This is a genomic window from Ruegeria sp. CG4 (assembly GCF_056537185.1).
In genome coordinates, this window is the sequence record NZ_JBQFRB010000010.1 from 42,826 (window position 1) to 64,947 (window position 22,122).

Genomic DNA, 22,122 nt, shown 5'->3' on the forward strand with positions numbered 1-22,122 from the left:
GATCAAACCTGACCGAAGGCGTTTTCGATGATTTGAACCGCTCCGCTCGCGTCGACCAGAGCCGCGTCAAATCGGACATTCGTCAGCTGCCCATTGGGTTCATGCTCCAGAAACTGGGCTGCGGAGGCGTAGATTCGGCTGATCTGGCGGGGGCTGATCCGCGCCGCGGCCTTTTCAAAACTACTGCTTTTCTTGACTTCTATGAAGACGATGCCGTCCGCATCGCGTGCAATCAGGTCGATCTCACCACCGGCCCCGCGCCAACGACGGTGAGTGATGGTAAAACCACGTCGTTCATAATCAGCTGCAACGCACAGTTCCGCAGACTGACCCGCGTGGTAGGAAACTGACCCCCTGACCGAACGACTGGCCATTTCACTCCTTCCCGAGTTTCAGAGCCTTCTGATAGAGGGGGCGGCGCGGCAGTTTGAACATCTGCGAGACAAGATCAGCCGCGTCCCGAACCGAATGGGTTTCCAAAGCTCTTTGCAGAGCCTCTTCTACGTCAGAGTCCTTAACGGTTTGCGAATGGCCGCGATCAACCAGCAAGACAACTTCACCTTTTACGGTTTCGCCGCGATAGGCGTCGGCCAGATCGCCAAGCGTGCCGCGCCGGACCTCTTCAAATTTCTTGGTCAGTTCGCGGCACAGCGCGGCCTGACGGTCGGGTCCAAGACCCTCGGCCAGATCGGACAGGCTGGCGGCGACGCGCTTTGGTGATTCGTAGAACACCAGCGTACCGGGTATGTCGCGCAGCGCCTCTATCCGGCTGCGGCGCGCGCCCGAGGCATTGGGAAGAAAGCCTGCAAAAAAGAACGCATCCGTGGGCAAACCGGCAAGCGTCAAGGCCATCAGGGCCGCAGAAGGTCCCGGGGCACAGGTCACGGAATGCCCGGCCTCGGCCGCCTGTCGTCCAAGATCGTAGCCGGGGTCGGCAATCAGCGGCATCCCGGCTTCGGATGCGTAGGCCACCGACAATCCCTGCGCCAGGGCGTCCAGGATTTTCTGGCGCGCGCCTGCACTGCTGTGGTCGTGGTAGGCCTGGATACGCCGCCCTTCCAAGGGGATTCCATGAATCTCCATCAGGCGCCGCAGGCTGCGGGTGTCTTCGGCGGCGATCATGTCAGCCGAGGCCAGTACATCCAGCGCCCTGAGCGTGATGTCGCGCGCCGTTCCGATCGGAGTGGCAACAAAATACAATCCCGCGCCTAATCTGACCTTCTGGAAATTCAAAGCTGGACCCTCACTGCATGACGTTTATTATCGCGGCTCAATAGAATAGCAGCGTTCCAAGCCGCCGGATCAGGGAGTTTTCATTTAGATGTTTACCGTTTGCAAGCCCGTTCGCAAGTTGGCGAAATCCGCCGTAGTCCTCGCCACTGCCGCGCTTCTGGCCGCTTGTGAGCCCGGCGGTCTGGGCGGGGGTCCTTCGATCAACGCATCCAAACCGGTGCCTGTCGCCCTACTGGTTCCACGCGGATCGGCGCAATCGGGGGATGCGGCATTGGCCCAAAGCCTTGAAAACGCCGCCCGTCTGGCCATGGCTGATCTTCAGAATGTGCAGATTGATCTTCGGGTTTATGACACTGCAGGAAACGCGGGTATCGCCGGCACGGTGGCCAAACAGGCCGTGGATGACGGTGCGAAGATCATCATCGGCCCGGTTTACGCGCAGGCAGCCAATGCCGCCGGTTTGGCCGTTCTGGACAAAAGCATCAATGTTCTGTCCTTTTCCAACAACACCAGCGTCGCCGGTGGAAACGTGTTTGTGCTGGGACCGACCTTTGAAAACACGGCTGGTCGGCTGGTGAATTACGCGGCCCAGCAGGGCAAAACCGGAATGGTCGTCGTTCACAGTAACGATGGGGCAGGTCAGCAGGGCCAAACCGCAATTATTTCAGCCCTCAGCACAAGCCGGGTCAACAATGCGGGTTCGGTTGGATTTGACCGCTCGCAGCAGGGCGTCATCGGCTCGGTTCCGACGATTAAGTCGACGGTCGATGCAACCGGGGCCGATTCGATCTTTCTGACGGCAACCACCGCCGGTGCCTTGCCGCTGTTCAGCCAGTTGCTGCCCGAAGCTGGTATTTCTCCGGCTACGACGCAATTCATCGGGCTGACACGCTGGGATATTCCGCCGCAAACACTAGAATTGCCGGGTGTGCAGGGCGGGTGGTTTGCCTTGCCGGATCCGGCAAAGGCACAAGCCTATCGCCAACGGTACAATGCGACCTATGGCGAGGCACCGCACCCGATCAGCGGTTTGGCCTATGATGGCATCGCGGCCATCGGCGCATTGGTCGGGCAGGGGAAATCGGACGCGCTGACAGGTGCCGCCCTGACCCAGAACGCTGGGTTTCAGGGCGTTGGCGGCATCTTCCGTCTGCGATCGAACGGAACAAATGAACGTGGTCTGGCGGTTGCCACGATCCAGAACAAACAGGTGGTTGTGATTGACCCTGCTCCACAAAGCTTTGCAGGCGCCGGTCTCTGAGCCCGAAGGCAGCCTGATCTGCCCGGCAAACGAGATTTTTGACAGCGAGGGCGTCAGTGCCCGTTTGTCCGAAGCCTTCGATAACTGCAATGACAATGCTGAAATGCGCGCGGAAACCGTGCGCGTTTTGCGTGATGCGCAGAAGGCCGGACGCACGGCCATCGCCAATTCGTTTGCGGAGCAACCCTTTGCCGCGCGACCACTGACGCGATCGTACACCTACCTGACGGACCAGTTGGTCGGAACCGCGATGCTGGTCTCCGGCCGGTATCTTCACCCGCTGGCCAATCCGACACAGGGTGAAAAGATCGCAGTTCTGGCGGTCGGAGGGTATGGCCGCGGTGAAATGGCCCCGTCATCCGACGTCGATCTGCTGTTTCTGACCCCCTACAAGATCACCGCGTGGGCCGAGAGCGTGATTGAATCCATGCTCTACATCCTTTGGGATCTGCGGTTGAAGGTCGGGCATTCATCACGCACAATCCGGGATTGCCTGCGTTTGGGCGCGGATGATTTCACGATCCGCACTTCGATGCTCGAGCAGCGGTACCTTGCCGGGGACAGGGAATTGGCGACGGGGCTGGAAGAGCGCCTGAAAGCCGACCTGTTCAAGGGCAGCGAGCGTGAATTCATCGAAGCCAAGTTGCAGGAGCGGGACGCACGACACCTCAAGCAAGGCCAGCGATATATGGTCGAGCCCAATGTGAAAGAGGGTAAAGGGGGTCTGCGCGACTTGCAGTCATTGTACTGGATCGCCAAGTACATCTATGGCGTTCACGACGTGGCCGAGCTTGTTCCGCTTGGCTTGTTTACACCTGATGAATTCAAGGGCTTTGTCGAGGCTGAGGAGTTCCTTTGGGCTGTCCGGTCGCATCTGCATCTGATCACGGGTCGCGCGACCGAGCAGCTGACCTTTGATCTGCAGGTCGAGGTTGCCGACCGCATGGGCTATCAGGACCGCGCCGGTCGGCGTGCGGTCGAGGTGTTCATGCAGCGATATTTCCGGGAAGCAACGCGGGTCGGAGAACTGACGCGGATCTTTCTGACCAAGCTGGAGGCCGCGCATGTAAAAGGTGCGCCGCTGCTGGAACGCATCTTTCGCCGCCGCCGCCGTGTCAAATCAGGCTACACGGTGGTGCATGGCCGTCTGGATGTTGGTGACCCGGACAAGTTTCTGTCCGACAAACTGAACCTGCTGCGTCTGTTTGAGGAGGGGTTGCGGACCGGGATGCTGATCCACCCGGATGCAATGCGCCTAGTCACGGCCAACCTGCATCTGATCGACGATGAAATGCGCAATGACAAAGAGGCGCAGCGCATCTTCCTCGACCTGATGCTGAAACACGGCAACCCGGAACGCGCCCTGCGCCGGATGAACGAGCTTGGTGTGTTGTCGGCCTTCCTGCCCGAGTTCGAGCCTATCGTGGCGATGATGCAGTTCAATATGTATCACAGCTATACGGTGGACGAGCACACCATCCAGTGCATCGTCAACCTGGCGCAGATCGAACGCGGAGAGTTGGTTGAATCGCTGCCGCTCGCCTCGTCGATCCTGAAAGGGGGCGTCAATCGCAAGGTTCTGTATGTGGCGCTGCTTTTGCATGACATTGCCAAGGGGCGGCCTGAAGATCACTCGATTCTCGGCGCCCAGATGGCCCGCAAGATCGCGCCACGTCTCGGGTTGAACAAGTCAGACACCGAAACGGTCGAATGGCTTGTGCGTTATCACCTGCTGATGTCGGACATGGCACAAAAACGCGATATCTCCGACCCGCGCACGGTGCGTGATTTTGCCAAGGCAGTGCAGACGGTCAAACGGCTGGACCTTCTGACGGTGCTGACGGTTTGTGACATTCGCGGCGTCGGCCCAGATACATGGAACAACTGGAAGGCTACCCTGTTGCGCGCGCTGCATGCCGAAACAAAACGCGCGCTGGAAACGGGGATGGAGGATCTGAACCGGGCCAACCGCGGGGCCGAGGCCAAGAAGGCACTGCGGGTTGCGCTGGACGACTGGTCCAAGGCCGACCTGAAAACCGAAACCGGACGGCACTACGATCCTTACTGGCAGGGTCTCAATCTTTCGACCCACATCGAATTTGCCGAGATGCTGCAGGCTTTGGAAACCAGCGGCGACCCCGGAGCGATGGAAATCCGCCTGCACCCGGACGAAGACCGCGATGCCACCCGCGCCTGTTTCGCCATGGGCGATCACCCCGGAATTTTCGCGCGGATCGCCGGCGCGCTGGCGCTGGTCGGGGCCAACGTCGTGGATGCACGCAGTTATACGACCAAGGACGGCTATGTGACCGATGCGTTCTGGATACAGGATGCCGAAGGCCACCCATTCGAAGCCAGCCGCCTGCCGCGCCTGACCCAGATGATCCACAAAACCCTCAAGGGTGAGGTGGTGGCGCGCGATGCGCTGAAATCGCGGGACAAGATCAAGAAACGCGAACGCGCCTTCAACGTTCCGACCCACATCATGTTCGACAATGACGGGTCTGAAATTTACACGATCATCGAGGTCGATACCCGCGACCGCCCCGGTTTGCTGTTCGACCTGACCCGAACCCTAGCGGCATCCAACGTGTATATCGCCAATGCTGTGATCGCGACCTACGGCGAACAGGTGGTCGACACCTTCTATGTCAAGGATATGTTCGGGTTGAAATACTATTCGGAAAGCAAACAGCGCGGGCTGGAAGCCAAGCTGCGCAAAGCGATCACCGAAGGCGCCGAGCGCGCGGCCTCATGAAGCAGATCCGCCTGTTTTCGGGCCTGTTCACGGTCGGCTTCTGGACGCTTGCCAGCCGCATCCTTGGATTTCTGCGCGAAATCCTTCTGGCGGCCTATATTGGTCCGGGACCGGTCATGGATGCATTTGTCGCGGCCTTCCGCCTGCCCAACATGTTCCGCCGCTTCTTCGCCGAAGGCGCGTTCAACGCAGCGTTTGTTCCGATGTTCTCAAAGCGCCTTGAGGGCGGCGAGAACGCACAAGAGTTTGCGCAGGACGCCTTCAACCTGCTGGCGTTGGCTGTGTTGGCGCTGGTCGGCCTCGCCATGGTCTTCATGCCCGCGCTGGTCTGGGTCACGGCCGAGGGCTTCTATGGCGACGAACGTTTCGATCTGGCGGTGGATTATGGGTATATCGTCTTTCCCTACATCCTATTCATGTCGCTGGCCGCCTTGTTTTCGGGTGTCCTGAACGCGACGGGCCGGTTTGCCGCCGCTGCGGCCGCGCCGGTGTTGCTGAACATCTTTGCCTGTTCGGCCCTTATTCTTGGTGCTGTATCCGGTGGCGAAGTCGTCCGCTGGCTGCTGGCGGTCATTCCGGCGGCCGGTGTCGCACAGTTGGCGCTGGTCTGGGTCGCAACGGAGCGCGCAGGTATCCGTATTCGTCCCGGGCTTCCCAAGCTCAGCCCTGAGATGCGCAATCTGGTTCGTGTCGCGGTTCCTGCTGCTTTGGCGATGGGCGTGACGCAGGTCAACCTGGTGGTGGGCCAGTTGGTGGCGTCGAAAACCGAAAAAGCCGTCAGCTGGCTGTTTGCGGCAGACCGGCTTTACCAGTTGCCATTGGGTGTGGTGGGCATCGCTGTGGGCATCGTGCTGCTGCCCGATCTTTCGCGCCGCTTGCGCGCGGACGACAAGGATGGTGCGCGCAACGCCTTCTCCCGAGCGGGCGAATTCACGCTGCTTCTGACCATCCCATCGACTGTGGCGTTTGTGATCATTCCCACGCCACTGGTTTCGGTGCTGTTCGAGCGGGGCCAGTTCGGCCCAGAAGACACAGCCGCCACGGCGCTGGCCGTCGCGATTTACGGGGTCGGTCTGCCGGCCTTCATGCTGCAAAAGCTGCTGCAACCGCTGTTTTTTGCCCGTGAAGACACCCGCACGCCGTTTCACTACGCGGTGGTGGCCATGATCGTGAATGCTGCCCTGGCCTTTGGCCTGTATCCGGTTGTGGGCTGGATCGCGCCCGCCATTGCGGCTTCGGCTGCCGGGTGGGCGATGGTGGCGCTTCTGGCCATCGGCGCACGCCGGATGGGGGAAGAGGCCCGCTTTGACGCCCGCTTAAAGCGCCGTGCTTGGCGAATCGTCGCGGCCTCGGTTGGAATGGGCGCTGTGTTGTTTGTTGCGCTGCACGTGTTCGGCTGGGTCTTTGCCCTGCCAGGATGGCGTTATCCGGCCCTGTTCCTGCTGATTGCGATTGCCGCGATCACCTATTTCGCGTTGGGCCACCTGTTGCGGGCTTTTGAAGTATCGGAATTCAGGCGCGCCTTGCGCCGGTCCTGATCCGTCAGTCGCGCCGGATGCGCCCGACAATCCGGGCCCATCCACCCGGGGCCAAAAAGAACGACAGGCCAAAGCCGGTGGCAAACCCGCCCAGATCGGCGACCCAGTCGGACGTGCCGCCAAACAGCAGGCCGAACAGCAGTTGGATGCCCATCAGCACGGCAATCAGGCTGAAAGCGCGTGACTGGTTTTCGCCGACCAGCGACAGTTTGCGCCACAGCAGCCAGGTGAACGCGCCGATCAGACCGTAGACCGGTGGGAACCCGCCGACCAACGGGTAGCGGGGATCCAGGATCAGCGCATAGGCCAGTGCACCGCCGACACCTGACAGCACAAAGATCAACAGCATGGGAAAGCCGCCAAACACCTCGGCCACCATTTTGCCCATTGCCAGCACGAACACGCAGACAAAAATGGCCTGCGTGAAATTGGCCGAGACAAAGGGATAGGTCACGAACCGGATCAAATGTTCGAAGGGCCACCGCCCGTTTTGAACCATCCAGTCGAAGATGTCCGGCGAGAAGGCATAGCTTTGCAGCGCGTCCAGCCGCCATCCGACAGCCGAAGGTCCGCCGACGATCCCGCGCGTACCAAGGGAAAACGCCAGTTCGATACCAATGATGAACAACACCAGCGCCACAACGACAGGCGGCAGAGGGTTCACGGCAGGTGTATATTGTTCGCTGCTCATTGGGCGGGCCTTTCGCGGCTGTTGACGTCCCTTGACCTCATGGGTAAGCGACGGGGGCTGATTTTTCCAGACGGGAGTTCCCTTCGATGACCGAAACTCAATTCACGCCGCGCGTGTTTTCCGGCATCCAGCCTTCGGGAAACCTGCACCTTGGCAACTACCTCGGTGCGCTCAAGCGTTTTGTGGATATGCAGGGCCCTGAGTTCGAGACCATCTATTGCATGGTCGACCTGCACGCGATCACCGTCTGGCAAGACCCGGAGCGTCTGCGCGAAAAGACCCGCGAAGTCTGCGCGGGTTTTATCGCCGCCGGTCTTGATCCGGAAAAGTCGATCCTTTTCAACCAGAGCCAGGTGGCCGAACACACGCAGCTTGCGTGGATCTTCAACTGTATCGCCCGGATGGGCTGGATGCAGCGGATGACGCAGTTCAAGGACAAGGCGGGTAAGAATGCGCAAAACGCCTCGCTGGGTCTGTTTGCCTATCCTGCGCTGATGGCGGCGGACATTCTGACCTATCACGCAACCCATGTGCCAGTGGGAGAGGATCAGAAACAGCATCTGGAACTGACCCGTGACATCGCGATCAAGTTCAATCACGACTATGGGGTGGACTTCTTTCCTGTGACCGAACCGGTCATCGGTGGTGCTGCGCCGCGTGTGATGAACCTGCGCGACGGAACGCGCAAGATGTCGTCTTCGGATCCGTCCGACATGACCCGGATCAACATGACCGATGACGCCGACGCGATCGCCAAGAAGATTCGCAAGGCCAAGACAGACCCGGATGCGCTGCCGTCCGAGATCGACGGGCTGGCAGAACGCCCGGAGGCGCGCAATCTGGTAAACATCTATGCCGCCCTCAGCGACCAGACTGCCGAGCAGGTTCTGGCCGAAGCAGGCGGCAAGCAGTTTGGCGAGTTCAAACCGATGCTGGCCGAACTGGCGGTGTCGAAGCTGGCGCCGATCTCGTCCGAGATGGCCCGACTGATGGGCGAAGAGGCCGAGATCGACCAGATTTTGGCCCGGGGCGCAGAGAAGGCGCGCGCGATTGCATCTCCGATCCTGCAGCAGACCTACGAAATCGTGGGCATGGTCGGCGCCAAACAGGGCTGATTACGCTGGACGTTGCCTCAACGCCTTCCTAGGTTTGCCATAAGCTAGGGAGGGCGCCATGGCAGTCGGCAAGAATATCCGTACCTATTTCGAGGGTCAGTGGCATGACGGGGATGCCCCGATCATGCGCGCGGCCGATCACGGTGCTTGGCTGGGATCGTCCGTCTTTGATGGGGCGCGGTATTTTGATGGCATGGCCCCGGATCTTGAGGCGCATTGTGCCCGCGTGAATCGCTCGGCCGAGGCGCTTATGCTGACGCCATTCGTAACCACTGATCAGATGATCGGGATCATCCGCGAAGGCTTGAAAAGCTACAGCCCCGATGCCGCTGTCTATATCCGTCCGATGTACTGGGGTATCGATGGCGACGCGACCGCTATCGTTCCGCAGGAAAACAGCACCGGTTTTGCGGTCTGTCTGGAAGAAATTCCGATGGCGCCCGAGACTGCCTCGGCAACGCTGGGCACCACACGATTCCGTCGCCCGGTATTGGAATCCGCAGTCGTGAATGCCAAGGCCGGCTGTCTTTACCCCAACAACGCTCGGATGTTGCAGGAGGTGCGCGGAAAAGGGTTTTCAAATGCGCTTGTCACCGACGCCCTTGGACATGTGGCGGAAACCGCAACGGCCAACATTTTCATGGTTCGCGACGGCGAGGTGTTCACACCCACCCCAAATGGAACCTTTTTGGCCGGGATCACGCGCGCGCGTCATATCAAGAACCTGAGGGCGGACGGCGTCACCGTGCACGAAGCCATCCTGAGCTTTGATGACTTCCACAACGCTGACGAAGTGTTCATGACCGGGAACATGAACAAGGTCACACCGGTAACGGCACTGGAAGATACCCGGTATCAGGTTGGCCCGATTTCCCGCCGCGCCCGTGAGTTGTATTGGGATTGGGCCGCCAGCAACCGCTAACACGTCAATGCGGCGCGCTTCCGAGTTGCCAGTATCCCCACTGTCGGGCATGATCCCGGAAACAAAAGAGGATACAAATGCGTAAGTTCCTGGTCATACTTGACGACAGCCGCGAATGCCTGAATGCCATGCGTTTCGCGGCAATGCGTGCGGCGCATACCGGCGGAGGGGTAACGGTTCTGTCGGTCATCCCTCCGGATGAGTTCAACCACTGGATCGGTGTGGCGGAAGTCATGCGGGAAGAAGCGCGCGAGCGCATTCACGCACATTTCGAGGTGTTTGCGAAATGGATGCGCGACAAGCAGGGTATCGAACCCGAACTGGCCATCCGCGAAGGCGATCCGGTGCCGCAGATCATTGAACATGTCCAGTCGGACCCTGAAATCGGGGTGCTTGTTCTGGGTGCGGGCGTTGAAAAGAAAGGGCCCGGTCCGCTGGTGACGCAACTGACACGCAATTCCGGCAGTCTTCCGATCCCGATCACCATCGTGCCCGGGGATCTGAGCAAGGAAAAGCTGGAAGCTATTACCTGAGGCCCCAACATGACCCGCCGTATCCAATTCTGGTTCGAATTTGCTTCGACCTATTCCTATCTCAGTGCGATGCGGGTTGAACAGGTGGCGGCGCAAAAAGGGGTTGCCGTGGATTGGCAGCCCTTTCTTCTGGGCCCGATTTTCGCCGCGCAGGGATGGGACAATTCTCCGTTCAATATCTATCCCGCCAAAGGGCGCTATATGTGGCGTGACATGGAGCGTCTGTGCAAAAAGCGCGGGTTGGCTTTCGTGCATCCGAACCCTTTTCCCCAAAACGGAGTTCTGGCCGCCCGGCTGGTTCTGGCCATCGAGGATCAGGACCAAAAAGCGGCATTTGTGCGCGCTGTGTACCAAGCAGAATTTGCCGACGGGCGCACAATCTCGGACGAAAGCGTGCTGGCTGATTGTCTTGTCGTTGCCGGGTTGCGCAGCGATATGATTGCGCGATCAAAGGATCCGGCTATCAAGGAAGCTTTGTTCGAGCAGTCCAAGCGCGCTCAGGCCCTGGACCTGTTCGGGGCGCCCAGTTTTGTAGCAGGCGACGAGCTGTTCTGGGGGGATGACCGGCTGGAGGATGCGGTCGATTTTGCCAGTACGATTTAGAATCGTTCCAAATCTTGACTTCCACGGCGCCTGCCCGCATATCAGGTACAACCCAACCGGAGCCGCGCCATGTTCATTCAAACCGAATCGACGCCCAACCCTGCAACATTGAAATTCCTGCCCGGCCAAACCGTTCTGGAAGCGGGTACGGCAGACTTCCCGACGGCCGAAGCTGCCGAGAAGTCACCCTTGGCCAAGCGGATCTTTGAGGTGAACGGCGTTACCGGAGTTTTCTTCGGCAATGATTTTGTAACAGTCACGAAGTCTGACGACCTGCAGTGGGATCACATCAAGCCCGCAATTCTGGGCGCGGTGATGGAACACTACCAGTCCGGTCAGCCGGTTATGGGCGCAGACGCCGCAACCGCTTCGGGGCACGCCGAACATACCGGCGAGGACGCGGAAATCGTCAATCAGATCAAAGACCTGCTGGACAGCCGCGTGCGTCCGGCCGTGGCACAGGATGGTGGGGACATCACCTTTCACGGCTTTGACCGCGGTGTCGTATATCTGCATATGCAAGGCGCCTGTGCGGGCTGCCCATCGTCGACCCTGACCCTGAAAATGGGGATCGAGAACCTGCTGCGTCACTACATCCCCGAAGTGACCGAGGTGCGCCCGGTTGCCGTCTGATCCGATCATACTGGCATTCGACACATCGGCCGCGCATTGCGCGGCCGCTTTGTTGCGGGACGGTGAAATCGTGACCTCCTGCGCTGAACCCATGACGCGCGGCCAGGCGGAACGCCTGATGCCTCTGCTGCACGAGGTTCTGGCTCTGGGCGGGTGTACTTGGGCGGATTTGGATGCGATCGGCGTTGGCATAGGTCCGGGCAATTTCACCGGAATCCGAATCTCGGTTTCTGCCGCACGCGGTTTGGCGCTGGGCCTGGGAATTCCGGCTGTCGGCGTGACGGGATTCGATGCCCTGGCCGAATTTGCGCCTCAGGGCAGCATCCCTGCGATTCGCGCGCCGCGAGAGCAGGTTTATGTTTCCTTGCATGATTCTGACCCGGAACTGATTGGCCAAGAGACGGCAGAAACGTTTGGAGCCCTGGTTCTGAACGACAACGCGGATTTGCAAGCCCGCGCGATTGCCCGGATTACGTCGCGTCGCTGGCAGTCTGTATCAGAGGCACCAGCGCCGCTCTATATCCGTGCGGCCGATGCGGCCCCATCGAAAGATCTGCCTCCGGTGTTGCTGGACGAATGAAACCGCAGGATCTTGCAAGGACGCATGCCGCGGCTTTTACCCGAGCCCGCCCGTGGAGCGCCCAGGAGTTTTGTGATCTTCTGGAAAACAGATTCACGCATGTTGTTGGAAATGAACGATCATTTGCCGTCATTCAGGTTATTGCCGATCAGGCGGAGCTTTTGACGATTGCAACTCACCCGGCCTATCAAAGGCAGGGGCTTGCAAGGCAATGCATGAAAGACTGGCACAACAAGGCAAAAAAACTGGGTGCCACTCACACTTTTCTGGACGTAGCGGCCGACAATTTGCCGGCAATTTCCCTTTATCAGAGCTGTGGTTACAAGGTCTGCGGCCTGCGTAAGGGGTATTACCTTCATGAAAACAATCAGAAGCTCGATGCAATCCAAATGGAATGCCGCCTGATCTGAAGGCAGGCAAGTTTTTTACCGATTGGTCAAATTAGTGGTTGACCATGGCTGTTGCAAACGGCCTTAATTCCCGCCATCACAACAGTTATGCTCGCTCTGAGTGGGTAAAGGGGGCTATCTTGGCTCCAGCCGACAAAAAAACAAAACGGGAGTAACCAATGACCCTGATGAAATCCTTGATGGGTGCCGCAGCTGCAGTCGCGATGACAGCGGGTGCCGCAATTGCAGAACCGGCCCTGATCTTTGACCTGGGTGGCAAGTTCGACAAATCGTTCAACGAAGCGGCCCATAACGGCGCATCACGTTGGGCCAATCAGACCGGCGGTACCTACCGCGAGATCGAGCTTCAGTCCGAAGCCCAGCGCGAGCAGGCCCTGCGCCGCTTTGCCGAAGCCGGTGCCAACCCGATCATCACCATGGGTTTTGCAATGGCCGATCCGCTGTCTGCTGTTGCAGGCGACTATCCGGACACCAAGTTCGTCGCGGTTGACGTAACCTGGCTGGACGCGCCGAACATCCGTCAGATCGGCTTTGCCGAACATGAAGGCTCGTATCTGGTCGGCATGATGGCCGCGATGGCGTCCAAGTCCGGCACCGTCGGCTTTATCGGCGGCATGGACATTCCGCTGATCCGCCACTTCGGTTGCGGCTATGCACAGGGCGCCAAGGCTGTGAACCCGGACATCAACGTGGTAGCCAACATGACCGGCACCACCCCGGCCGCCTGGAACGACCCTGTAAAGGGTTCGGAACTGACCAAAGCCCAGATCAGCCAGGGCGCTGATGTGATCTATGCGGCTGCCGGCGGCACCGGTGTTGGTGTTCTGCAAACTGCGGCGGACGAAGGCATCCTGTCGATCGGTGTGGACAGCAATCAGAACCACCTGCACCCGGGCAAGGTTCTGACATCGATGCTGAAACGCGTGGACGTTGCTGTTTATGAAGCGATGAAAGCGGGTGAAGACCTTGAAACCGGCGTATTCGCCATGGGTCTGGCCGAAGACGGAGTTGGTGTCGCAATCGACGATAACAACCGCGAACTGGTACACCCCCAGATGGCTGATGCCGTAGAAGCTGCACGTCGTGGCATCATCGACGGGGACATCTCTGTTGTCAGCTACTACGAGAACGACAGCTGCCCGGCACTGCAGTTCTGATATCGCATGGGACGGGGGATTTTATCTCCCGTCCCAACTCACTCTGCCGCTGTTTGACTACGCGGCCCTTCGGCAATTGAGGGCAAGACATGACCGTCCCCGCCATTGAGCTCAAAGGGATTTCCAAAGCCTTTGGGCCGGTTCAGGCCAACAAAGACATTTCCATCAGCGTCGCCCCCGGCACGATCCACGGGATCATCGGTGAAAACGGTGCGGGCAAATCCACGCTGATGAGCATCCTCTACGGGTTTTACAAAGCCGACAAAGGCGAGATCTGGATCAACGGGACAAAGACCGAAATCCCTGACAGCCAGGCCGCGATTGCCTCGGGGATCGGGATGGTGTTCCAGCACTTCAAACTGGTCGAGAATTTCACCGTTCTGGAGAACATTGTTCTGGGCGCTGAAGACGGCGGGCTGCTGGCCCCGTCTTTGTCCAAGGCGCGCAAGGAACTGAAAGCGCTGGAAGAAGAGTACGAACTGTTCGTGGATCCGGACAAACGCATCGACGAGATCGGCGTGGGCATGCAACAGCGTGTCGAAATCCTGAAAGCCCTGTATCGCAAGGCCGAGATTTTGATTCTGGACGAGCCGACCGGCGTTCTGACCCCGGCTGAGGCCGATCAGCTGTTCCGCATCCTTGACCGTCTGCGGGCCGAGGGGAAGACCATCATCGTGATCACGCACAAGCTGCGTGAGATCATGGAGAACACCGATACGGTCTCGGTCATGCGCCGCGGGCAGATGACTGCGACGGTCAAGACTGCCGACACCAGCCCCGAGGAACTGGCCGAGCTGATGGTTGGCCGGAAGGTCCTGCTGCAAGTCGATAAAGTGCCCGCCCAGCCCGGCAAACCGGTGCTGGAGATCGAGAATCTGCGGGTGAGCGATCAGGCGGGTGTCGAGCGCGTCAAAGGTATTGATCTGACGATCCGTGCCGGTGAGATCGTCGGCATCGCCGGTGTTGCTGGCAATGGTCAGTCCGAATTGCTGGAAGTTCTGGGCGGAATGCGACCGGGGCAGGGGTCCATCAAGCTGAACGGCACCCCGCTGGCGCTGAGCGGGCCGGGTTCGGACGGGCGCGCGCGCCGCGATCAGCACATCGCGCATGTCCCCGAAGACCGGCAGCGCGAAGGTCTGATCATGAATTTCCACGCTTGGGAAAACGTCGCCTTCGGCTATCACCGTGACCCCGCCTACAAGCGCGGCATTTTCATGGACAACGCTGCCCTTCGGGCAGATACCGAGGCCAAGATCGAGAAATTCGACGTCCGCCCACCGAACCCGTGGCTGACTGCCAAAAGCTTCTCGGGCGGAAACCAGCAGAAAATCGTCGTTGCCCGCGAGATCGAGCGCAACCCCGACCTGCTGCTGGTCGGTCAACCGACGCGCGGCGTGGATATTGGTGCGATCGAATTCATTCACAAACAGATCGTCGCCCTGCGCGATCAGGGTAAGGCAATCCTGCTGGTCTCGGTCGAGCTGGAAGAGATCTTCTCTTTGTCCGACCGGATTGCGGTGATGTTTGACGGACATATCATGGGCGAACGTCTGCCCCATGAGACAGATGAAAAAGAACTGGGCCTGTTGATGGCCGGTGTGGCGGGAGAGGCCGCGTAGTATGGAAAAAATGCCCAAATGGGCCGATGTCGTCCTGATCCCGCTGATCAGTCTGATATTGGCCGCAATCCTCTCGGCACTGGTCATCCTGGCCATCGGTGAAAACCCAGTCGAGGCCGTGAAGCTCATGGTTTCCGGCGCGCTTGGGTCGACCTATGGCTGGGGTTACACCCTGTATTACGCGACGAACTTCATGTTCACGGGGCTGGCGGTGGCCGTCGCCTTTCATGCGCGCATGTTCAACATCGGCGGCGAAGGACAGGCCATGCTGGGCGGCCTTGGGGTTGCCATCGTCTGCCTCTATGTCCCCTGGCCACACTGGAGCATTGCCCTTCTGGCCGCCTGCGCCGCGTCAATGGTTTTCGGTGCGGCATGGGCTGCGATCCCGGCCTATCTGCAGGCCAAGCGCGGCAGCCATATCGTGATTACCACGATCATGTTCAATTTTATCGCAGCGGCGGTTCTGAACTATGTTCTGGTCAATGTGATGCGCCCCCCGGGGGCGCAGGATCCGGCGACCGCCCGGTTCCCCGAAGCCGTTCATCTGCCTACGTTCCAGTCCATGTTCTCGACGGCCGAAAACGTTCTGTTCAAAGGTGCCCCGGCCAATATCACCTTCTTTGTCGCGGTTCTGGCCTGTTTCGTGGTTTGGGCGCTGATCTGGCGCACCCGGCTTGGCTATGAAATCCGGGCCTATGGTCATTCGGAAACCGGGGCCGTCTACGCAGGCATCTCACCCGTGCGCATTACCATCATCGCCATGCTGATCTCGGGCGCGCTGGCTGGCCTTATGGCCATCAACAACGTCATGGGCGAGGCGGAGCGGCTGGTTCTGAACTCGACCGAGGGCGCGGGTTTCATCGGTATCGCGGTGGCGCTCATGGGGCGCTCTCATCCGTTCGGGGTGTTTCTTGCGGCGATCCTTTTCGGGTTCCTGTACCAGGGCGGGGCCGAGTTGGCGTTCTGGACCAGTATTCCGCGCGAGCTGATCGTGGTGATTCAGGCGCTGGTGATCCTGTTCACCGGCGCGCTGGACAACATGGTTCGCATGCCGCTTGAAAAACTGTTCCTGGGTATGCGGAAAGGAGCTGAGTGATGGACACATTCCTGATCATCATCCAGGTCCTGGACTCAACCATCCGCCTTGCAACACCGCTGCTGCTGGCCTGTCTGGCCGGGCTCTATTCCGAACGGGCGGGCGTCTTTGACATCGGACTGGAAGGCAAGATGCTGATGGCGGCTTTCTTTTCCGCCGCCGTGGCAGCCGTGACCGGGTCGGTCTGGCTGGGCTTGTTGGCAGGTGTTGCCGCATCTTTGGTTTTGTCCGCCCTGCACGGCGTTGCGTCGATCACATTCCGGGGCAATCAGTTGATCTCGGGCGTGGCGATCAATTTTCTGGCGGCGGGGATGACCGTTCTTGTGGCGCAAAGCTGGTTCCAGCAGGGGGGTCGAACACCTTCACTGATCGGTGGCGGACGGTTTGGACCGATCGAATTTCCCTTTGCGGAAGCATTAAGCGGTGTTCCGTTCATTGGCCCGATTTATTCCGAGTTGCTGTCTGGCCATTCGATTCTCGTCTACGTCGCCTTTCTGATGGTGCCTGCCACTTGGTGGATCCTGTTCCGCACCCGGTTTGGCTTGCGACTGCGCGCCGTGGGTGAAAACCCTGCCGCGGTGGATACGGCCGGTGTTTCCGTTGTGGGGCTTCGCTATGCCGCTGTTGCCATCTGCGGCCTGCTTTGCGGGATCGCCGGTGCCTATCTGGCCACCGCGCTTCAGGCGGGGTTCGTCAAGGACATGACGGCCGGGCGTGGCTTTATCGCGCTGGCGGCCCTGATCTTTGCGAAATGGAGACCCTGGCACGCGATGGGGGCCTGCCTTCTGTTCGGTCTGCTTCAGGCCATCGCCCTGCGATTCCAGAACATCGATCTGGGTGGGGTTGTCATACCGGTGCAAGTCATGGACGCGTTGCCCTATATCCTGACCGTGGTGATCCTTGCCGGGTTCGTGGGCAAGGCCGTGCCGCCACGCGCCGGGGGCGAACCCTATGTGAAGGAACGCTGATAGGTCCAGTTCGGACTAGTATCTCAGTCCTGTTCGCTGCAGAGCGGCATGCAGAGTTGATTTTGCATGTCGCACCCGCTCTAAAGGGGTATGCAAACGCCCCCTTTCATAACCCGGTCTGCAGACAGGCTTTTTTCGCTTTCCGATTCCTCGGACTCTGGCTCCGGGATTGTTGTGCGGGTCGGTCTGTCTTTGCCGCTGGTGGGTCATAAACAGAGATTGTTCGCCCAGAACACTGCCAAGACCGTGCCGGTGCGTCGCACTTGCGGCCAGACCCATTGCAATAAGACGGGCTTTGTCACATTACACGAACACACCCAGCCCGTTTAGAGAACATCATGCAGATTTACCTTCCAATCGCCGAAGTATCCGTGAACGCCTTTCTGCTGTTGGGTCTGGGCGGAATGGTGGGCATTCTTTCCGGCATGTTCGGAGTTGGCGGCGGGTTCCTTATGACCCCGCTGCTGTTCTTCATCGGCATCCCTCCCGCTGTGGCAGTTGCGACCGAGGCCAACCAGATCGTGGCGTCGTCGTTCTCTGGCGTGTTGGCGCATTTCCGGCGAAGGACCGTGGACTTTCGAATGGGCACCGTGTTGCTGACCGGAGGTCTGATCGGCGCGGCGCTGGGCGTTGTGGTGTTCAACTACCTCAAAAGCCTGGGTCAGGTCGATTTGCTGGTTACCCTGTGTTACGTCGTGTTTCTGGGTGTCGTCGGTAGCCTGATGTTCATCGAAAGCCTCAACGCGCTGCGCAAGTCAAAAAAGGCCGGAGGTTCGCCCCCCAAGCGACGTCAGCGCGGCTGGGTTCACGCCATGCCGCTCAAGATGCGCTTTCGGACTTCGGGCCTGTATATTTCGGTCATTCCACCAGCGTTGGTCGGGCTGTGCGTCGGCGTGCTGTCCGCCATCATGGGCGTGGGCGGCGGGTTCATCATGGTGCCTGCGATGATCTACCTGCTGGGCATGCCGACCAAGGTCGTTGTGGGTACATCGCTGTTTCAGATCATTTTCGTGACGGCGTTTACAACAATGCTGCATGCCACCACGAACTACACTGTTGATGTGGTCCTGGCGGTGCTTCTTCTGGTTGGTGGAGTTATCGGGGCGCAGATCGGCACGGTCATCGGATCGCGCATGCCGGCCGAGCAGTTGCGTGTTCTGCTGGCGGCCCTGGTGCTTGCCGTATGTGGAAAACTTGCGCTGGACCTGTTGCTTCAACCCTCCGAGTTGTACTCGTTGGGCGATGCGGGAGGACACTGATCATGATGCGTTATCTGATCGCCGTTCTGTGCCTTATCTGCCTGCCCGCGCATGCAGAGGATGAGCAGGTTGTTCTTGGCCTCAGCCAGGACCGGGTTGCAATCACAGCAAACTTTGACGGTTCCGAAATTCTGATATTCGGGGCGGTCAAGCGCGAAGCGCCGATCCCGCCGGGCCCGCCGCTGGAAGTGATTGTTGCGGTTGCCGGGCCATCCAGCCCTGTAACGGTGCGAAGAAAAGAGAAGCGGCTGGGTATCTGGGTGAACACCGACAGCGTGTTGGTCGATCTGGCACCCAGCTTTTATGCCGTTGCAACCAGTTCACCGCTGAATTCCATCCTGTCGGACGTAGAAGATCTGCGCCACCGGGTTTCGATCGAACGTGCCATCCGGTCGGTGGGTGCCGCGATGCATATTCGCGGCGCGCAGGACTTTGCGGATGCAGTTGTTCGAATTCGCGAGCATGAGGGACTTTACTCGATCCGAGAAAACACCGTGGCTGTGGATGAGCAGACCCTGTTCAGAACCTCGATCGACATGCCTGCAGACTTGACCGAGGGCGACTATGTCGCGCGCATTCTGCTGACACGCGGCGGAGAGGTTGTTTCCCAATTCGAGACGGTGATCGACGTGCGCAAGGTTGGACTTGAACGGTTTCTGTTCAACATGTCCCGCCAACAGCCGGTCTGGTACGGTCTGATGTCGCTTGTCATCGCGATCTCGGCCGGGTGGGGCGCCTCGACCGCGTTCAGATTGTTGCGCGAGAAGTAAACCTTTAGCCCCGGCCGATGTAAGGCATCGTGGTGGCCATCACCGTCATGAACTGAACATTTGCCTCGGGCGGCAGCGAAGCCATATGCAACACAGAGCGTGCCGCATCCTCGACAGACATAGTCGGGTCCGGGGTCGTGCCTTCTGCCATCGCCGTGTCGACCAGGCCCTGCACTATTTGCGTGCGCGCGTTGCCGATGTCGATCTGGCCGCAGGCAATTCCAAAGCTCCGCCCGTCCAATGACAGGCTGCGGGTCAATCCGGTGATCGCATGCTTCGTCGCCGAGTAGTGGACCGAGTTGGGACGCGGGACATGGGCCGCTATCGAGCCGTTGTTGATGATACGCCCGCCTTGCGGCGACTGATGGCGCATGATGCCAAAGGCCGCCCGGGCACACAGGAACATCCCGTTGAGGTTCACGTTGACCGAGTTGTACCAGTCGTCCAGCGCGATCTCGTCAATGGTTCCGCCAGGCGCGAAGATGCCCGCGTTGTTGAACAGCACGTCCAGACGGCCAGCCTGTTTGGTGAAAGCATCGAAGGCGGCGGCGACTGCGTCCGCGTTCGTTACATCGGCAACCAAGGGGACGGCGTTTTCGTAAGCCTCTGACATTGCCGTCAGAACATCGGCACTGCGCGCCAGAAGGCCGACGCGCCAGCCTTCCTTCAGAAACAACTCGGCGGTTGCCCGGCCGATACCGGAACTTGCGCCGGTTACGATGATGGTCTTCATGTGTCTTCAGCCTCCAGAACCAGAGAAGCCGCGGGGGCTGTGCGCAGGTCATCAACGCGCAGCGGATGAGTCGGTTTGGACAGGCGGTTGCGCACGACCCAGATCAGCCTTTCCTGCGCGCGGGTTATGGCCACATAAGCCAGACGTTTCCACAGGGGTTGTCCCGCCTCGGTACGGCCCATTCTGGCGGCAGCGTAGATATCGGGCGCAAAAACCTGCACCGTGTCCCACTGCGACCCCTGCGCTTTGTGAATCGTCACGGCAGCACCATGCAGGAAGGTTGCCCCCATGCGGGCGGCATAGGGGATAAACGGTTCTTCCTCGTCCGGTTTCTCGATCTTGACGATCGAGGCGGCGCTGACCTGTGGGTCTTCAGCCCCCATCACATGCAGACGTGAAAAACCCGGTTTGCGCCCGGGACCCAGATAGATGACCTGTGCGCCCTTGATCAGGCCGCGCGCTTCCAGATCCAGCCGCTTCTTGCGGTGTTTCAGCGGCAGTTCCAAACCGTCGCAGATCAGGGGTTCACCTTCGAGCAACTCGGTGTCGGGGGCGCCGTGAACATGCCGGAAGGCGTTGATCAGGCGGATGCGCGTGGCGTTGCGCCAGACCAGAACCGGGCTGCGCGCCATCAGGTCAACCTCGACCCGCTGCCCCCAGACGACGCGGTCATCCTGACGGGCGGTCTGCTCGACCAGCCTTTCGAAATCCTCGAACCCCATCGCCGGGTCCGCCAAGGCATGGGCAAGATCCAGAATCGGGTTATCCGCATCCTGCCGGTGGACCCGGTGTAGTGTCAGCTTCCGAGGCTCGGGCAGAGCTTCGAATACCATGCTGCCGGACTGGTTCACAGGCGCAAGCTGGGCCGGATCTCCGAACAGAAGCAAGGTTGGAAAAATCTCTTTCAGGTCCTCGAACTGCCGGTCATCCAGCATCGAGGCTTCGTCCACAAACCCGATATCGAGCGGTTCGTCCCGGCGTTTCCACCCGGTAATGAAATCCGAACCCCGGAGCCCGGCAGCGGCCAGCGCACCGGGGATGGATTTGTTGTTGGCATAGAATGCCGCAGCCCGGTCCAACGCCTCATCCGTCAGCCCCTCGATTTCGGGGCGTTCGTCATTTCCTGCGAGCCATTCGGCAATACGCTCATATTCCGGGTCGTATACAGGCGTGTAAAGGATGCGGTGGATGGTTGTTGCGGGAACCCCGCGCAGGCGCAGAACGCTGGCCGCCTTGTTGGTCGGGGCCAGAATGGCAAGGCTGCGCTTGTCCTTTGACTTACGGCTTTCAAAGTCGCCGGACACGATCTGAACACCGGTTTCGGCCAGCGCCTTGAACAATTCAGCCAACAGCAGTGTTTTGCCTGACCCGGCCTTGCCGATCACGGCCATCGTTTCTGTCTTTCCACCTCCGGGCGGCCTGAGCAGCGCGTCATCGTCAAGGTCGACGCCCGCCGATTTCAGCATCTCGGAAATGCTGTCATAGGCGGCGGCCTGATCATCGGAAAAGGTGACAAGAGGCAAGGACATGGCGCGACCCTACAGGGCCGCGTCAGTCACCACCAGACGCGGAGTCCGCTTTTCACGAATTCAGGCCGAAAGCGCGAACCGATGTTGCGCACTGCCCCCGAACGCTGCACGAAACCACAGCCGGGACAGGTCTCGGGAAACCCCCGCCCGTTCAGCCACCCGGTTGCAGTCCTCGGCTGAATAGGGCCACAGCCCGACCGAGATCTGATCCCGGCCCTTGCCCTGCGACCCCAGCACCACCGGCGAAGACCCTATCAGACGGTAGATCCGGATCATCCTTGCGTCGAAGACACCGGCAATATGGGTCAGGCCAAATCCTTCCATCACTTCGCCACCGCTCAGCATTATGGCACCTGCCGTGTGCGGGCTGGCATTGCGCGACAGGCAGAACCGCGTAACCTCCCAGATCAGCGGGCTGCGGATAGGACTGCCGCCCGTCAGATGACCAAAGACATCGTTTACCATGACCGGGCCGGTTGTCGGCAGTATCCGCATCGAACCGCCATGGCTGCCATCGGGTTCTTCCCAGATGACATAAAGCGGGTTCAGATCGTCATACCGATCCCGTTCTTCGCCGTTTTCGTCGACATCAACATCCCACCCCAGCCGGGTCTTGAACTGATCGGCGCGGTCCAGAAACATCCCCTTGGCCAGTTTTGGAAATTTATGCAGTTCGTCAGCATATACATAACGCAACATGACTTGTTCCCCTCG

At 59.7% G+C, this 22,122-nt stretch carries 22 protein-coding genes; 16 read left to right on the top strand and 6 right to left on the bottom strand.

Features of this window, described 5'->3' with window-relative positions; translation table 11 throughout:
* Positions 1 to 2: 2 nt before the first annotated feature.
* Both ACR0J2_RS20295 and rsmI read right to left on the bottom strand, forming a co-directional pair.
* The gene (locus ACR0J2_RS20295; protein ID WP_480813647.1) at positions 3 to 374 is read right to left on the bottom strand and encodes a YraN family protein; all 372 of its coding nucleotides are present in this window, start codon (positions 372 to 374) and stop codon (positions 3 to 5) included.
* Between the two features lies 1 nt (position 375).
* Positions 376 to 1,233, bottom strand: a complete 858-nt coding sequence (gene rsmI / locus ACR0J2_RS20300; protein WP_480813648.1) for a 16S rRNA (cytidine(1402)-2'-O)-methyltransferase — start codon at positions 1,231 to 1,233, stop codon at positions 376 to 378.
* An 88-nt stretch (positions 1,234 to 1,321) separates the two neighbouring features.
* On the opposite strand from rsmI, the gene ACR0J2_RS20305 reads away from it, so the two are divergent.
* Genes ACR0J2_RS20305 through murJ form a run of 3 tightly spaced genes read left to right on the top strand, consistent with a single transcriptional unit; the run spans position 1,322 to position 6,790 of the window.
* The gene (locus tag ACR0J2_RS20305) at positions 1,322 to 2,494 is read left to right on the top strand and encodes a penicillin-binding protein activator (RefSeq protein ID WP_170615693.1); all 1,173 of its coding nucleotides are present in this window, start codon (positions 1,322 to 1,324) and stop codon (positions 2,492 to 2,494) included.
* Complete coding sequence (locus ACR0J2_RS20310) at positions 2,454 to 5,252, top strand: [protein-PII] uridylyltransferase (protein ID WP_480813649.1); 2,799 nt, start codon at positions 2,454 to 2,456, stop codon at positions 5,250 to 5,252. Before ACR0J2_RS20305 ends, ACR0J2_RS20310 begins: the two co-directional genes overlap by 41 nt.
* The gene (gene murJ, locus ACR0J2_RS20315) at positions 5,249 to 6,790 is read left to right on the top strand and encodes a murein biosynthesis integral membrane protein MurJ (RefSeq protein WP_480813650.1); all 1,542 of its coding nucleotides are present in this window, start codon (positions 5,249 to 5,251) and stop codon (positions 6,788 to 6,790) included. Before ACR0J2_RS20310 ends, murJ begins: the two co-directional genes overlap by 4 nt.
* A gap of 4 nt (positions 6,791 to 6,794) precedes the next feature.
* Here murJ and ACR0J2_RS20320 read toward each other — a convergent pair whose 3' ends face one another.
* On the bottom strand, positions 6,795 to 7,481 hold the full coding sequence (locus ACR0J2_RS20320; RefSeq protein WP_480813651.1) for a rhomboid family intramembrane serine protease: 687 nt from the start codon (positions 7,479 to 7,481) through the stop codon (positions 6,795 to 6,797).
* An 86-nt stretch (positions 7,482 to 7,567) separates the two neighbouring features.
* Here ACR0J2_RS20320 and trpS point away from each other — a divergent pair, with 86 nt between their 5' ends.
* The 13 genes from trpS (at position 7,568) to ACR0J2_RS20385 (ending at position 19,146) form a co-directional block, all read left to right on the top strand.
* On the top strand, positions 7,568 to 8,596 hold the full coding sequence (gene trpS / locus ACR0J2_RS20325) for a tryptophan--tRNA ligase (RefSeq protein WP_170615686.1): 1,029 nt from the start codon (positions 7,568 to 7,570) through the stop codon (positions 8,594 to 8,596).
* A gap of 58 nt (positions 8,597 to 8,654) precedes the next feature.
* The gene (locus ACR0J2_RS20330) at positions 8,655 to 9,518 is read left to right on the top strand and encodes a branched-chain amino acid aminotransferase (RefSeq protein ID WP_480813652.1); all 864 of its coding nucleotides are present in this window, start codon (positions 8,655 to 8,657) and stop codon (positions 9,516 to 9,518) included.
* Positions 9,519 to 9,595: 77 nt separating this feature from the next.
* Positions 9,596 to 10,051 carry a universal stress protein gene (locus tag ACR0J2_RS20335; RefSeq protein WP_170615682.1) on the top strand — a complete coding sequence of 152 codons (456 nt, stop codon included), beginning with the start codon at positions 9,596 to 9,598 and terminating at the stop codon, positions 10,049 to 10,051.
* Positions 10,052 to 10,060: 9 nt separating this feature from the next.
* Complete coding sequence (locus ACR0J2_RS20340) at positions 10,061 to 10,654, top strand: 2-hydroxychromene-2-carboxylate isomerase (RefSeq protein ID WP_170805763.1); 594 nt, start codon at positions 10,061 to 10,063, stop codon at positions 10,652 to 10,654.
* A 69-nt stretch (positions 10,655 to 10,723) separates the two neighbouring features.
* The gene (locus ACR0J2_RS20345) at positions 10,724 to 11,287 is read left to right on the top strand and encodes a NifU family protein (protein ID WP_480813653.1); all 564 of its coding nucleotides are present in this window, start codon (positions 10,724 to 10,726) and stop codon (positions 11,285 to 11,287) included.
* Positions 11,277 to 11,867 carry a tRNA (adenosine(37)-N6)-threonylcarbamoyltransferase complex dimerization subunit type 1 TsaB gene (gene tsaB / locus ACR0J2_RS20350; protein ID WP_480813654.1) on the top strand — a complete coding sequence of 197 codons (591 nt, stop codon included), beginning with the start codon at positions 11,277 to 11,279 and terminating at the stop codon, positions 11,865 to 11,867. Before ACR0J2_RS20345 ends, tsaB begins: the two co-directional genes overlap by 11 nt.
* Entirely contained in the window at positions 11,864 to 12,277 is a 414-nt protein-coding gene (locus ACR0J2_RS20355) for a GNAT family N-acetyltransferase (protein WP_170681849.1), read from the top strand. Before tsaB ends, ACR0J2_RS20355 begins: the two co-directional genes overlap by 4 nt.
* Positions 12,278 to 12,435: 158 nt before the next feature.
* Positions 12,436 to 13,434: a BMP family lipoprotein gene (locus ACR0J2_RS20360; protein WP_170615671.1), complete on the top strand. Its 999-nt coding sequence runs from the start codon at positions 12,436 to 12,438 to the stop codon at positions 13,432 to 13,434.
* 89 nt (positions 13,435 to 13,523) lie between these two features.
* Entirely contained in the window at positions 13,524 to 15,053 is a 1,530-nt protein-coding gene (locus tag ACR0J2_RS20365; RefSeq protein WP_170615669.1) for an ABC transporter ATP-binding protein, read from the top strand.
* Position 15,054: 1 nt separating this feature from the next.
* Entirely contained in the window at positions 15,055 to 16,149 is a 1,095-nt protein-coding gene (locus ACR0J2_RS20370; RefSeq protein ID WP_170615667.1) for an ABC transporter permease, read from the top strand.
* A complete protein-coding gene (locus tag ACR0J2_RS20375; protein WP_480490855.1) occupies positions 16,149 to 17,117 on the top strand; it encodes an ABC transporter permease in 969 nt (322 codons plus the stop codon). Before ACR0J2_RS20370 ends, ACR0J2_RS20375 begins: the two co-directional genes overlap by 1 nt.
* Before the next feature lie 338 nt (positions 17,118 to 17,455).
* On the top strand, positions 17,456 to 18,376 hold the full coding sequence (locus ACR0J2_RS20380; RefSeq protein ID WP_170615663.1) for a sulfite exporter TauE/SafE family protein: 921 nt from the start codon (positions 17,456 to 17,458) through the stop codon (positions 18,374 to 18,376).
* Positions 18,377 to 18,378: 2 nt separating this feature from the next.
* Positions 18,379 to 19,146: a TIGR02186 family protein gene (locus ACR0J2_RS20385; protein WP_170825255.1), complete on the top strand. Its 768-nt coding sequence runs from the start codon at positions 18,379 to 18,381 to the stop codon at positions 19,144 to 19,146.
* A 4-nt stretch (positions 19,147 to 19,150) separates the two neighbouring features.
* On the opposite strand, the gene ACR0J2_RS20390 is transcribed toward ACR0J2_RS20385, so the two are convergent.
* Genes ACR0J2_RS20390 through ACR0J2_RS20400 form a run of 3 tightly spaced genes read right to left on the bottom strand, consistent with a single transcriptional unit; the run spans position 19,151 to position 22,107 of the window.
* Complete coding sequence (locus ACR0J2_RS20390; protein WP_480813655.1) at positions 19,151 to 19,879, bottom strand: SDR family oxidoreductase; 729 nt, start codon at positions 19,877 to 19,879, stop codon at positions 19,151 to 19,153.
* Positions 19,876 to 21,408 (bottom strand): ATP-dependent DNA helicase, encoded by a 1,533-nt coding sequence (locus ACR0J2_RS20395; RefSeq protein ID WP_321250349.1) that lies wholly within the window; start codon positions 21,406 to 21,408, stop codon positions 19,876 to 19,878. The genes ACR0J2_RS20390 and ACR0J2_RS20395 overlap by 4 nt, the downstream gene beginning before the upstream one ends.
* Positions 21,409 to 21,468: 60 nt before the next feature.
* A complete protein-coding gene (locus ACR0J2_RS20400) occupies positions 21,469 to 22,107 on the bottom strand; it encodes an acyl-homoserine-lactone synthase (protein ID WP_480813656.1) in 639 nt (212 codons plus the stop codon).
* Positions 22,108 to 22,122 lie beyond the last annotated feature (15 nt).